General features: G+C 66.8%; 17 protein-coding genes. 9 read left to right on the top strand and 8 right to left on the bottom strand.

Annotated features, from left to right (window positions below; translation table 11 throughout):
* Positions 1-114: 114 nt before the first annotated feature.
* Positions 115-558 carry a group II truncated hemoglobin gene (locus tag F5544_RS14040; RefSeq protein ID WP_167473607.1) on the top strand — a complete coding sequence of 148 codons (444 nt, stop codon included), beginning with the start codon at positions 115-117 and terminating at the stop codon, positions 556-558.
* Positions 559-594: 36 nt separating this feature from the next.
* Here F5544_RS14040 and F5544_RS14035 read toward each other — a convergent pair whose 3' ends face one another.
* Positions 595-2,013: a DUF1254 domain-containing protein gene (locus F5544_RS14035; protein ID WP_167473606.1), complete on the bottom strand. Its 1,419-nt coding sequence runs from the start codon at positions 2,011-2,013 to the stop codon at positions 595-597.
* A gap of 69 nt (positions 2,014-2,082) precedes the next feature.
* A complete protein-coding gene (locus tag F5544_RS14030) occupies positions 2,083-2,376 on the bottom strand; it encodes a hypothetical protein (RefSeq protein WP_167473605.1) in 294 nt (97 codons plus the stop codon).
* Between the two features lie 339 nt (positions 2,377-2,715).
* Between F5544_RS14030 and F5544_RS14025 the strand changes: the two genes are divergently transcribed.
* On the top strand, positions 2,716-2,997 hold the full coding sequence (locus F5544_RS14025; protein WP_167473604.1) for a hypothetical protein: 282 nt from the start codon (positions 2,716-2,718) through the stop codon (positions 2,995-2,997).
* 72 nt (positions 2,998-3,069) lie between these two features.
* Here the strand turns inward: F5544_RS14025 and F5544_RS14020 are convergent, their stop codons facing one another.
* Positions 3,070-3,534, bottom strand: coding sequence for an SRPBCC family protein (locus F5544_RS14020; protein ID WP_167473603.1), 465 nt, complete (start codon positions 3,532-3,534; stop codon positions 3,070-3,072).
* A 94-nt stretch (positions 3,535-3,628) separates the two neighbouring features.
* Between F5544_RS14020 and F5544_RS14015 the strand changes: the two genes are divergently transcribed.
* The gene (locus tag F5544_RS14015) at positions 3,629-3,826 is read left to right on the top strand and encodes a hypothetical protein (RefSeq protein ID WP_167473602.1); all 198 of its coding nucleotides are present in this window, start codon (positions 3,629-3,631) and stop codon (positions 3,824-3,826) included.
* 39 nt (positions 3,827-3,865) lie between these two features.
* On the opposite strand, the gene F5544_RS14010 is transcribed toward F5544_RS14015, so the two are convergent.
* On the bottom strand, positions 3,866-4,444 hold the full coding sequence (locus tag F5544_RS14010; RefSeq protein ID WP_203217557.1) for a hypothetical protein: 579 nt from the start codon (positions 4,442-4,444) through the stop codon (positions 3,866-3,868).
* Positions 4,445-4,518: 74 nt separating this feature from the next.
* Between F5544_RS14010 and F5544_RS14005 the strand changes: the two genes are divergently transcribed.
* On the top strand, positions 4,519-5,076 hold the full coding sequence (locus tag F5544_RS14005; protein WP_167473601.1) for a PadR family transcriptional regulator: 558 nt from the start codon (positions 4,519-4,521) through the stop codon (positions 5,074-5,076).
* A gap of 214 nt (positions 5,077-5,290) precedes the next feature.
* Positions 5,291-5,593: a hypothetical protein gene (locus F5544_RS14000; RefSeq protein WP_167473600.1), complete on the top strand. Its 303-nt coding sequence runs from the start codon at positions 5,291-5,293 to the stop codon at positions 5,591-5,593.
* On the opposite strand, the gene F5544_RS13995 is transcribed toward F5544_RS14000, so the two are convergent.
* Positions 5,594-6,055 carry a MarR family winged helix-turn-helix transcriptional regulator gene (locus F5544_RS13995; RefSeq protein WP_167473599.1) on the bottom strand — a complete coding sequence of 154 codons (462 nt, stop codon included), beginning with the start codon at positions 6,053-6,055 and terminating at the stop codon, positions 5,594-5,596.
* 114 nt (positions 6,056-6,169) lie between these two features.
* Between F5544_RS13995 and F5544_RS13990 the strand changes: the two genes are divergently transcribed.
* Positions 6,170-7,366 carry an FAD-dependent oxidoreductase gene (locus F5544_RS13990; RefSeq protein ID WP_238847237.1) on the top strand — a complete coding sequence of 399 codons (1,197 nt, stop codon included), beginning with the start codon at positions 6,170-6,172 and terminating at the stop codon, positions 7,364-7,366.
* On the opposite strand, the gene F5544_RS13985 is transcribed toward F5544_RS13990, so the two are convergent.
* Positions 7,354-7,929, bottom strand: coding sequence for a TetR/AcrR family transcriptional regulator (locus F5544_RS13985; RefSeq protein WP_203217556.1), 576 nt, complete (start codon positions 7,927-7,929; stop codon positions 7,354-7,356). The two genes, F5544_RS13990 and F5544_RS13985, sit on opposite strands and share 13 nt — an antisense overlap.
* A gap of 97 nt (positions 7,930-8,026) precedes the next feature.
* On the opposite strand from F5544_RS13985, the gene F5544_RS13980 reads away from it, so the two are divergent.
* Complete coding sequence (locus F5544_RS13980) at positions 8,027-8,737, top strand: SDR family NAD(P)-dependent oxidoreductase (RefSeq protein ID WP_167473596.1); 711 nt, start codon at positions 8,027-8,029, stop codon at positions 8,735-8,737.
* A 19-nt stretch (positions 8,738-8,756) separates the two neighbouring features.
* On the opposite strand, the gene F5544_RS13975 is transcribed toward F5544_RS13980, so the two are convergent.
* Both F5544_RS13975 and F5544_RS13970 read right to left on the bottom strand, forming a co-directional pair.
* Positions 8,757-9,797 (bottom strand): aldo/keto reductase, encoded by a 1,041-nt coding sequence (locus F5544_RS13975; protein ID WP_167473595.1) that lies wholly within the window; start codon positions 9,795-9,797, stop codon positions 8,757-8,759.
* A gap of 117 nt (positions 9,798-9,914) precedes the next feature.
* Positions 9,915-10,361, bottom strand: a complete 447-nt coding sequence (locus F5544_RS13970; RefSeq protein WP_167473594.1) for an SRPBCC family protein — start codon at positions 10,359-10,361, stop codon at positions 9,915-9,917.
* Between the two features lie 180 nt (positions 10,362-10,541).
* Between F5544_RS13970 and F5544_RS13965 the strand changes: the two genes are divergently transcribed.
* Both F5544_RS13965 and F5544_RS13960 read left to right on the top strand, forming a co-directional pair.
* Positions 10,542-11,435, top strand: coding sequence for a metal-dependent hydrolase (locus F5544_RS13965; protein WP_167473593.1), 894 nt, complete (start codon positions 10,542-10,544; stop codon positions 11,433-11,435).
* Positions 11,436-11,452: 17 nt separating this feature from the next.
* Positions 11,453-12,532 (top strand): PDR/VanB family oxidoreductase, encoded by a 1,080-nt coding sequence (locus F5544_RS13960; protein ID WP_167479182.1) that lies wholly within the window; start codon positions 11,453-11,455, stop codon positions 12,530-12,532.

Genomic DNA, 12,532 nt, shown 5'->3' with positions numbered 1-12,532 from the left:
ACTAAAACCCGTTTACCAACTGGATCCTGCTATTGCCCTGGACGCCCATGGACGCCGGACCTGGAAAGGCTTCTAATAGGTGCCACTGCCCCACTTCCGCGCGGAGGTAACGCCATGCCCAGTCTCTACGAGCACGTCGGCGGCGACGCGGCGCTGCACCGGGTGGAGGCGGCCTTCTACGAGAAGGTGCTCACCGACCCGATCCTCAAGACCCTGTTCACCGAGCGCAGGCCGGACCACGTCGAGCACCTCACCTGGTTCACCGCCGAATCCTTCGGCGGCCCCGGCAGATTCACCGAGCGGCTGGGTTTCGACCACCTCATCGCGGCGCACCGCGGCCTGGCCATCACCGACGAACAGCGGGAGCGCTTCGTCGAGCTGTACCTGGAGACCTTCGAGGCGGCGGGCCTTTTCGACAATGCCGCCTTCCGCACCGCGGTTCGCTCCCATGTGGAGTTCGGTTCCAAAGTGGCACAGCAGAATTCGCATGCCAGAACCGATGCGGAGCTGCATCCGCTTCGCGCGGTGCCGCGTTGGTCATGGGACGGCGACGACTAGGCCGCGCAGGCGCCGGATGGGACTTCGACACCGGCCCTAGGGCGCGGGAGTGAGCCCCGGCGGCTGCCAATTACCGTGTAGCACGGCATCTTTCGGCGCGTACAGCCGCATCGTCAGCGAGAACCGGCCCGCCGCCGGAATGGGCAGCCAGTTGCCCGCCGGAACACTCGGACCCGGATCGGCGTTCTGGATCACCAGATCCAGCGAACCATCCGGATTCGCGACGACCGGCACCTGATGCCCGATGGCGTAGATATTCGCCGGATTCGGCACCAGGTAGCTGTCGGCGTCGTAGGCGGTGAGCGACCAGAACGCGTCCACCGGCGGGGTCTGCCCGGGCGGGAAGTGCAGCCGGAAGCGGTTCGGTACGCCGTTGGCGTCGGCGACACCGTTGTAGGTCGGATAGACGGCGTCCTGCGGCAGGTTGGCGCCGAGCCCGGTCCAGGCGACAAGGGCGCGCAGCGGATAGTCGGTGCCGTACGCGCCGATATTCGGATCGAAGATCCAGCCGTTCTCGTTCCTGCCCTTGGGATCCCGGTAATTCGGTATCCGCTGGCGCGCGGTATCGACGACGGCGGCCAGATCCGCGTCGGCGATGCCGGTCAGGCCGCCGCCCGCGCGGATACCGAGTTTCGCGAACCGCGCCATGGCGGGCGCGTCGGCGGCGGCGGGCGGGTTCGCGGTCAGCAGCGCGCACATCCGGTCGAAGAAGGCGCGCGGCGTCAGTTGCGCGACCTGTTGCGGCGCAGGCGTTCCCGGACCGGACGGTTGCTCGGGGGCGGGCCGCGGCATCTCCTTGCCCGCCACCCAGGCGCTCAGCGGGACCAGCTTCAGCTGTTCCTGAATGGCGCGCACGGCGGGCAGATCTCCTGGGCCGTTCACCTGGATCCGGCCCACGAGCCAGACCATTGGTGTCGGCATGGCAAGTTGGGTAATGCCCGCGGGGAGCGTGCCCGACCATCCCGGACCGGTGACCGCATAAGTAAAGACCGACTGGTCGGTTCGCGACTTGGCTTGCGGCCGAACGCTACTCGGGTTGTGCACGGTGTTCGTCCAGGCGTCCATCAGCTGCATCAGCCAGTAGCGACCCAGATCCATGGCGGGCACCTGGAACACCATCGGTTCGGCCGTGAGATCGAGCCAGGCCGTCGAATACAGGGTATCCAGATTCAGCCGCACCACATCGCGGCGCGCGGGCGTCGGCAGCGCCACCGCGTGCTGGAAACGGTTCACCGGAACCACCGATTCCATCGCCGCCCGGGTGACATCCATCAGCACCAGCGGATATCCGAAAACGTATGCGTCGGTGGCGATCGAGCGCGGATCGCCGGACTCGGCGGTGCCGGTGGCAGCGGTCGAATTATCCGAGGATTTGCCGCATGCCACCAGCCCCGCGATCGATACCGCAGCCAGCCCGAACCCCCTGCGCGAAACGCCGACACCGTTGTCGTTCACCGATTCTCCCTGGTAGCAGCCGATTCGAAGATCAGGGAGTATAGATCAGCGCAGCGCCCAGGGGCGGGATCAACTACCTATCAGCGAATTCATGATGGTGCCCGCACTGGTGGCCACCACACCGCCGATCATCGCGCCCGCCACCATCTTCGGCGATTGCAGCGCGCCGCCGCTCCACTTCTCCCAGGCGAACCGTCCGCCCGCGTAAATGATGCTGACGGCGCCGGAGGCAATCGCGAACCAGGTGAAGTAGCGAACCATCTGGGTCAACTTGTCCGCTAGCGGCGGCGCCTGTGGAGTCGGGTTGCCGATCTGCGCAAGCGTCGTAAAGGTGTCCCCGATCGACGTCAAGATGATGCTCACCGTCTACTCCCTCTCCTGCTACTGCCACCTACCGTCGAGTCTGCCGGAGAACTGGCGAAAGTCGTTCGGCCACCGGTGAATTCGACCGTTGTCGAGGATACGGGTAAGGGTAGGTCGACTCATCCCCGGGCGGTGCGGAACGGGCGGAATCCGTTGCCGCGCCCGGCCTCGCGGGTGGCCGGACACCCGCCACCACCAATGATCCAGAGCTTCGGCAACTCGGGCAAGGGCCGGTAAGCTCTGTTGTTGCGTACCAAGGCGACTGCGTCACAATTGGCAAACCGATACCATTCGATAAGCGAATGAACCCCGTCCCGAATCCGGAATGAGCAGCACACGATGATCCTCGCCACCGCCCACGACATCCTGCTGGCGCAGATCGGCAATCCAACGCCCCAGGCGCCCCCGGTGTCCGACAAGTTCCTCCAACTCGTCCGCTACCTGACCTGGTTCGTTCTGCTGTCGGGAATCTGCGGAATCATCTACGCCGGCGGCCGCTTCGCCTGGGAGAAGTGGACCGGCGGCGGCCTCGAATCACCGAAGATGGTGGCGGGCGCGATGATCGGTGGCGTGGTGGCCACCAGCGCGGGCACCATCATGAACGCCGTCATCGGGTCATAGCGCGCCGCCGGTTGCCCGCGGATGGCGGGTAACGCGTGGCGAATTCCATGAGGGGTGGCGGGCCGGTCCGGATCAGCCGCGTTCCTTCGCCGTGGCGTAAGCGGATTCGATCTGCTGGCGCAGGTTCTTTTCGGTATGCCGGATGGCAGGCCCGATGAACGCTTGGATGATGCGGTCGAGTGCGCGCCCGGCCAGCCCGCCGGGCACCCGGTAGTCGGCGATCGCGCCGATCGTCATCGACCGCTCGTCGATGGGCGCGAAGGTCCAGCGAATGGTGCCCTCGATACCCTTGACCGCGCGCAGCGTGATCATCTCGTGCCGCACGAATTCGATCACCTCGGCATGCAGGTGCAGCGTGGTCGGGCCGAGGTGCAGGGCGGTGTCGAAGCGCGCGCCCACTCCGGTGGTCTGTTCGGTCAACGGAGTGAAATGCTTGATTCCGAACATCCATTTCGGAACGTTGCGATAGTCCTCGACATAGTCGAACGCGAAATCGACCGGCGCCAGCCCGGTCGCGGTGTGCTCGACGTGTCCCATTCGTCAACCCCTTCCAGACGGTCCGAGTCGAGCGTAACGACACGGCCCCGGCTTCCTCAGCTCTTTCCAAGATCACGCCCCTACCCTGTGGCCCATGCAGACACCAGGCCGCGGACACCGTCCGCACATCGCCGGAATACCCGGCGACCACAGCATCTCGCCCGCCGGCGAGACCGAATCGATCCAGCCTGCGGAAACCGCTGCGGCGCCGGGCAATCCGCCGGTGTACCGGATCCATCGGGCGGTCAAGGATCCGTACCGCGGCCGATTGCAGTGTCCGCGTTGGGCTTGAGTGAGTCATACCCGCAAGAGCGTTGGCGCACGCCCGATTTCAGGCAAGCTCGCCCGCGGCCCTGGCCCGGGCCTGAATGCGCGCGACGTATCGAATGGTGAACACCACCGGAATCGCGAACGCCGCGACCTGAATCGCGATCCGCGGCGCGTCCCGGTGCGCGAGCACGGCCAGCAGCGGGCATCCGATGGCGAAGCTCGCGGCCCACACCGAGGTGATGACGTAGTTCATCCGGATGAATACCGGATGGTCCCAAACCTCCTGCGGCGCGGACTGTTTGGCGATGCCCATGGTGAACGGGGCACGCACGGCCAGCGATACGCCCGCGATCACCGCGAGTACCGCGTTGGACAATGCCGGGCTATAGGGGTGCAGCGGGGTGCCCGGATCGGCGAAGGCGAGCACGGTCAGCGCCGCGAAGAACAGGGCCGAGCCGATATCGATGATCATGGCGTCGGCCTTGCGGCCCGCACGGGTCTGCCTGACGATCTCGACGACGGACAGGATCAGGGCGATGAGGGCGGCCCACTGCCAGTACCCGGAGGGGATGACGGCGTAGACGATCCACGGGGCGAAGGTGCGCAGGTAGGACATGTCGACCAGATCCTCGATATTCAATATTCCACTTCTGACATGTCGAAGATAGAGACTCCTATTTCGACATGTCAATACTGGAATGTACGATGTTGGTCATGAGTCTCCGGTATGCCCTGCTCGGGCTGCTCGCCGACGGTCCGGCGAGCGGCTACGACCTGCTGCGACGATTCAGGGAATCACTCGACAACGTCTGGCCCGCCACCCAGAGCCAGATCTACACCGAACTCACCAAACTCGCCGACGCCGAACTCATCACCGTCACCGACGAGGGTCCGCGCGGACGCAAGGAGTACACCGTCACCGGCGTGGGCCGCGCCGAGTTGCGCGACTGGCTCACCGGAACACGCCCGAAACGCGTGACGCGCAACGAGATGCTGCTGCGCGTCTTCTTCCTCGGCGAGGTCGGCAAGGAACAGGCCATGGAGTATCTCACCGGTGTCGAGAACGGCGCGGCCAAGGCGCTCGGCGAACTGGCGGCACTGAAGGCGACCGTCGACTGGGACGACAAGGACTTCTCGGTCTACGGCCGGATCGCCATGGAGTGGGGCGAGCGATTCTGGGCGATGAATCGGGAGTGGGCGCGCTGGGCGCTCGGCGAAATCGATTCGCGCAGGCCCGAGCCGCGCGGGAAGGCGCCGACCGGCAAGGGGTGATCACCGATCACGCGTGCGCTACATCATGTCTCGCTCAATGCCGATTGCGTCGCGGGTGATCCTGGTTAGCATCCTCATCTGAGATGTCAGCGAGTCGGGGAGACGAAACAGGTGGACGAGCCCAGCGAGGCAGTGGCATGAGCGAGCTTGCGAGCGAATCACGGGCACAGCGCGCTCCGCTCATGACGCGACCGAGCGCAAGCGAGGGAGCGGAATGAGCGGAATGTTGTGGTTGCGTGGACATGCCGCGCACGGGACCTGCTGGGTTCGCGCCGATCAGGTCGTCGCCGTATTCGCCGGGCCGCCGACGAACACCGGATACACCGTCTACGCCACCGTCGCCTCCGCCGATCCGCTCAACAAAGCCGCGCTGCGGGTCGCCGATGGCGTGGCCTCGGCCGAGCTGGCCAATTGGATCGCGGGGCGCTGCGTCGTCTTCCTGACCCTGCACCACGATGCCGCGGGCGAACTCGCCTTCACCGGCTCCGATGTCGAATTCACCGAGGCGCCACGCTGATCAGCCCTCGGCGAGGTCCGCGATGGCCTCCTCGTTGATCCGGATGACCTCCTCCGAGAAATGCAGCAGTAGCCGCAGCTGGTCCGGGGTGTAGCCGGCGAGCAGCCGCTGCATTTTGGCGCTGAAATCGACGTAGAACTCGGTGCCCGCCGCCCAGGTCGCCGGATCGACCTCGAGCAGCACCTTGCGGCTGTCGTGCGGATGTGGGCTGCGCCGGATGTAGCCCTTCTTCTCCAGGCGCGCAACGAGATACGTCGTGGTATTGGCGGCCAGCCCGCAGCTCTTCGCCAGCTCGCCCGGGGTGAGCGGGCCCAGTCGCTGCAGCAGTTCGAGCGTCTTGCCCTCGGCGGCGGAGATGCCGAGCCGCTCACCGACCGCGGCATGGTGCATGACCGCGACCGTGCTCATCTCGCGACCCAAGACCATCATCCGCTGCACCAACTCGTCGCGTTCCGCGCTCACCCGCATCTCCTGTAACTGCTGTCGCCGATTCTCCCGAATTATCGCCGTTGCCCGCGTGTCTCCGTCAGCGTAGCATTTCGTTCATTCAATTGAATGAATTAAATGGAGGTGTTCATGCTGCCGAACGCACTGATCATCGGGGGCGGGATAGCGGGTCCGGCCACGGCGTTGGCGCTACAGAAAGCGGGTATCGATTCCGTTGTCTACGAGGCACATTCGGATGTCGCCGACGGAGTGGGCAGCTTTCTTACGCTGGGCTCCAACGGAATCGATGCGCTGCGCGTGCTCGACGCGGACCGGGTGCTGGCCGCGGGATTCCCGACCCCGCAGATGCATATCGTCACCGCCGGCGGGAAGGTTCTCGGCTCGGTATCCACCGGCCAGACCCTGCCCGACGGCACCACCAGCCGGACTATGAAACGCACCGATCTGTACCGGGGCCTGCGCGATGAGGCGCTGCGTCGCGGCATCCGCTTCGAATACGGCAAGCGGCTGGTGGACGCGCACGAATCCGGGCATGGCGTGCGGGCCGTATTCGAGGACGGCAGTCAGGCCGAGGGCGCGGTTCTGATCGGTTGCGACGGAATCCATTCCAGGGTGCGCTACTGCATCGATTCGGCCGCGCCGCGACCCGGCTATGTCGGGCTCATCGGCAGCGGCGGATATACGAGCGGCGTCGAGATCGGCGGCAGGCCCGGCGATTACCGATTCGTCTTCGGCAAACGAGCGTTCTTCGGCTATGCCACCGGGCCCGACGACGAGGTGTGGTGGTTCGCCAACTGTCCGCATCCCGTCGAACCGGCGCGCGGCGCAGTCCTGGCCGACGGCGATGCGGCGGTCCGCGCCTACCTCACCGAACTCTTCGCCGACGACGCCGGACCCGCACTGCCACTTATCGCGGGCGGCCGAGAAATCTTGCCGCTCACGCCGATTCACTATCTGCCGCATCTACCGCGCTGGCACGGCGACCGGATGATCGTGATCGGCGATGCCGCGCACGCCCCATCCCCCAGTTCCGGACAGGGCGCGTCGCTGGCCGTCGAGGACGCGGTGATGCTGGCGAAGTGCCTGCGCGACAACGCGACACCGCGCGCGGCGTTCGAAATGTTCGTCGCCACAAGGCGTCCCCGCGTCGAGCGGATCATCAGGCAGGCGGCACGGATCAACCGGAACAAGGCCGCGGGTCCGCTCTCGCGCGTCTTCATCCGGCTGTTCCTGCCGCTGATCCTGAACCGGATGGCCGACGGCGAACAGTGGCGGCAGACCTACGACTACCACATCGATTGGGCCGGTCAGGTTTACGCTTCCTGAACCGACAGTCCGGTGACGTACAGCTCGAGGAAGCGACGCCAGGCATCCGGTCGCGTATCGATCGTCTCCCGGATGATCTGACCGATCGCCGACGTCAGCGCGGACAGGTCGGACATGCCGAAATCGGCGCGCAGCACGCCGCCGCGCTGCGCCCGTTCGATGATGCGCTCGGCGTAGACGACACCGCGCGCACAGGCCTCACCGATATCGACGCCATCCGGAAAACGTTGGGCCAGTGCGTCGTTCAGGCCGCGATCCTCGGCCTGCAGCGCGAACAGATCGGTCAGGAATTGGACGAAGCCGGTCCACGGGTCGGGCTGGGCGAGCGCCGCTGCGCCGATTCGGTCCAACGCCGCGAGGCGCTCCGGGAAGATCGCCGCGAAAAACGCTTCGCGGGAGGGGAAGTGGGCATAGAGGGTGCCGATGCTCACCCCGGCCCGGCGCGCGATGTGCTCCAGCGGGGCGTCGAGGCCGCGCTCGGCGAATACCGCGGTGGCGGCGGCCAGCAGCCGGTCGCGATTGCGCGCGGCGTCGGCGCGCAGCGGTTTCGATGTGGTCGCCATGGAACCCATTCTACAAAGTCGAGGGCACCCTCGGAATCGATGCTACGGTGGACGGGTAAGTCGAGGGCTACCTCGATTTCATCCAGAAAGGTTTGTCATGAACGAACGACGAACGGCCGTCGTCATCGGGGTCGGCCCCGGGCTCGGCATGTCGATCGCCCACCGCTTCGGCCGGGAAGGCTTCGCCATCGCCCTGATATCCCGGAACCCGGAACGGCACCCGGGATATATCGCGGCGCTGAACGATGCGGGTATCGAGGCGAAGGCGTACGCCGCCGACGTGCTGGATATGCCGCGCCTGCGCTCGGCGCTCGACACGATCGGTGCGATCGACGTCATGTATTACGGCGCGACCGCCATGGACCCGGCGCTGCCGAAGCCGATCACCACCATCGATGCCGACGAGGTGCGGCGGGCGATGACCTGGGTCTACCCCGCCGTCGACACCGTGGCCCACGTCCTGCCCGGAATGCTCGAAAGGCGTTCCGGAGCACTACTTTTCGCAGGCGGACTGAGCGCGGTCCGACCGCTGCCCGCGCTCGGCTCGCTCGCCATCGCCACGGGAGCCATGCGCAACTACGCGGTGACCCTGCACGCCGCGCTGGCCGAGCACGATATCTACGCGGGCACCCTCACCATCGGCGGCCTGGTCGAACGCGGCGATATCCACCGCCACGTCACCGCCCATCCGGAACAATTCGGCGATCCCACCGGCCGCACCCTCGACCCGGATGTCATCGCCGAGACCGCCTGGCGTCTCTATCGCGAAAGGGATAGTGCCGAGGCGGTTTTCGACGCCTTGGGCTGAGGGCGCGGCCCGGCGATTCTCATGCGTGGCGGGCCGGACCGACGCCCGCGCCGGAGACCTCGATCGCGGTGGCGATCTCCTCGATATCGGCCGGGGTCAGTTCGAGCGATCCCGCGCCGATCCAGCCATCCACCTGAGCCGCCTTGCGCGCGCCGACGATCGCCCCGGTGATGCCGGGCCAGGCGAGCACCCAGGCGATGGCCACCTCGGCGACGCTGCGCCCATGGCGTTCGGCGATCGGCCGCAGCGCCGCGGCGAGCTCGAGATTGGCGGACAGGCCCGTCGTGAAATCGTGGTGGGCCCGCCGCCAATCCTCGGCGGGCAGACCCGCGACCCGCTCGACCGAAAAAGCCCCGGTGAGCAGGCCGGATTGCAGCGGTGAGTAGACGATCACGCCGGTGTCGTTCGCACGGGCCCAGGCGATCTCGGCGGCCGACGACCGGTTGATCGCCGAGAACGGCGGCTGGATGACATCGACGTGGGCGATCCGCTCGGCGGCTTCGAGCAGATCGGGCGTGTGATTGGACAGCCCGATGGCCCGCACCTTGCCTTCGGCCTTCAAATCGGCCATGACCTGCCAGTATTCCTCCAGCGGTGTGGCGTTCGGCGATACGGCGCCGAAGCCGCCGCCCGCGTATTCCAGTGATTCGCCGGTGTCGGGGTAGTGCACCTGGTACAGGTCGATGTGGTCGACGCCCAGCCGCCGCAGCGAATCCTCGATCTCGCGGCGCACGCTGGCGGGCTTCATGATTCGCCGCGGCGCGGCCGACGGATTCGCCGGATCCCAGACCAGGCCGACCTTGGTGAAAATGTATGGACGATCCGCCTCCGGCAGGCCCGCGACGGCCTTGCCGACCAGTTCCTCCGAATGACCGAGGCCGTACACCGCGGCGGTGTCGATCCAGTTGACGCCCGCGTCGAGCGCGTGGCGGATCGCGGCGACCGACTCGGCGTCGTCGGTGGCACCCCAGCTGAAGGTCCAACCCGAACCCGAAACCGCCCATGAACCGAAGCCCATTCGGGTGATCTCCATACCGGTGCGGCCAAGCATGACAGTCATGAGTGCTGTGCTCCTGTGAATCGAAAGCCGGAACCGTTCCGGCGGATTCAACTTTCGCCGCCACGCGCTGAGTCAGGCAGTGCCCGGCTTTGCCTAGGCATCCCACGACCAGTCACCTCACGCTTCGGCGTGTTCGAGCACCTCACGCAGGCGCGTCATCGTGGTCCGCCAACCCCGCTCCATGGCATTGCGGGCCATCTTCTGGCGCCGGTCGGCGATATCGAATCCGGTGTGCGTCAACAGGAATCGGGTGCCGCGGCCCTGCGGCCGGATCGTCCAGTCGAGCACCCAGCGCCGCGGATATTCGGCGCGCAGATCCACCCAGCTCAGGGTCAGCTGTTCGCCCGGCCGGACCTCGAGCACCTCGCAGGCGATCTCACCGGCCGGCTGGGTCGGCACCGCGAAGATGAAATGGGTGCCGACCGCCGTCGTGAAGCCGATCGACCGCATCAACCACTGCTCGACCAGGCTCGGCTCGGTCAACGCCCGCCAGACGGCGCTCGGCGATTGCGGGAAGAAACTGCCGATCTCGACCGCGGCGGGATCCAATTCCGCTTCAGACATAACCGGCACCCGCTGCGACGAATTCGAGCATGCCAACCAGCATTCCACGGCGCGCCGCCGGGCGAGGGCGGCTCGAACCGGCATGTGTATGTAACTCGACGTTGCATATACGTGTATGATGTTTGCTACAGCAATGCAGGAACGGACGCGACGAGGCGACATCCGTGGATAGGAGTACCGATGAAGCTACTTCGCAGACGCCCCGGCATCGATCCGGGCGAGGTCGCGCTGCATGCGCGCAATGTGCGATTCGACTGGACCGATACGCCGCTGCGCTGGATGCCGGACGAACCGATCGCATCCCATGTGATCAACGCGCTGAATCTGCTGCTGCCCGAGGGCGAACGAATGTTCTGCGCGACCTACGCCGAGGCACTGCCCTACGTGAAGGACGAGAAGCTGCGCGAGGCCATGCACGGCTTCATCGGCCAGGAATCCATGCACGCCGAAACGCATGACAAGGTGTTGCACGAGGTGCTCGCGGTACACGGCATCGATCCGGAACCCTATGTGCGGCAAGCGGAATACCTCTTCCGCAAGACGCTCGTACCCACGGATGTGCACGGCGTCGCCGGGCGGCAGGTGCTCGTCGACCGGCTCGCCTTCATCGCGGCACTGGAACATTTCTTCGCCTACCTCGGCGACTGGGTGCTCAATGCGGACCTGGAGAAATTCGGCGCCGACCCTCGCATGGCCGATCTGTTCCGCTGGCACGGCGCCGAGGAGGTCGAACACCGGCACGTCGCGCACGATGTCGCGCTGTACTTCGGGGTCGGCTATGTGCGGCGCGCCGCCGTCATGGCGCTCACCTTCCCGATCTTCGTGACGCTGGTGGCCCGCGGCGCGAAATTCCTGGTCCACCAGGACCCGACGCTGCCGAACCACCGCTACCCGCGGCTGGTCCTGCGCATTTTCGGCTCGATGTGGCGCGGCGCGCTGCCCGGCGTGCCTTCACTGCTGCGCAGTGCGCTGTCCACCTATAAACCCGGCTACAACCCCGAGTCGGTCGGGTCGACCGCGCAAGCCGTCGCCTACCTGGCCGAGTCGCCCGCGGCGCGCGCGGTGGCTTCGTGAGGCATATCCCGACCGAAATGCCCGCGGATCTGTTCGGGAAGCGCGCTACCGACCGCGCGTTCCGGGTGGTGGACGCGGTCGCGACGGCCCGGATCCGCTGGACCGCGCGGATGAATCGGCGCGAGCTCGACCCGCGGGTCGACGATCGCCGGATACCGGTGGTGGTGACCGAGCGCCGCGTCGAGGCTTATGACCAGGATGTGGTGAGCCTGCGGCTCGAGGCGCCGGACGGCCGGGAGCTGCCGCCGTGGCATCCCGGCGCGCACCTCGATATCGAGCTGCCGTCCGGGCGTCTGCGCCAGTATTCGCTGTGCGGCGACCCCGCCGACACCCGCGCCTACCGAATCGCGGTGCGCCGCATACCGAATGGCAAGGGCGGCTCCATCGAGGTGCACGACGCGCTGCCGGTCGGCACGCCGGTGGTGCTGCGCGGGCCGCGCAACGCCTTCCCGTTCGCCGTGCCGGGGCACGGATCACCTTCGGCCCGTTTGCATTTCGTCGCGGGCGGGATCGGGATCACGCCCATCCTGCCGATGCTGCGGCTGGCGGATCGGCTCGGCGTCGACTGGTCCATGGTGTACACCGGCCGCAGCCGCGACACCATCCCCTTCCTGGACGAGGTGGAAAGCTTCGGCGGCCGCGTCACCGTGCGCACCGATGACGCGCACGGCCTGCCCGACGCCGCGGCGCTGCTGCCCGGTGTCGCGGCGGGCACCGCGGTCTACTGCTGTGGTCCCGTCCCGATGACCGCGGTCATCACCGAGGCGATCCGCGAAATGCGCGGTGTGGAACTGCATTCCGAGCGGTTCTCGCCGCCGCCGATCGTGGACGGTGCGCCCTTCGAGATCGAATTCGCCCGCTCCGGCGAGGTGGTCGCGGTGCCCGCGGACAAATCGGCGCTCGACGCCATCCTGGAGCGCCGCCCCGACCGGCCGTACTCGTGCCGCCAAGGCTTCTGCCGCACCTGCAAGGTGCGGGTGCTGGCGGGCGCGCCGGACCACCGGGAGACCGTGCTCACCGCCGAGGAGCACGCGGCGGGCGAAATGCTCGTCTGCGTATCCCGTTCGGCGGGTCAACGTCTCGTGCTCGACCTGTGA

The sequence above is a fragment of the Nocardia arthritidis genome (assembly GCF_011801145.1).
In the GTDB taxonomy this organism is placed as follows: Bacteria; Actinomycetota; Actinomycetes; order Mycobacteriales; family Mycobacteriaceae; genus Nocardia; species Nocardia arthritidis_A.
This window is presented reverse-complemented; position numbering and strand designations above follow the sequence as displayed.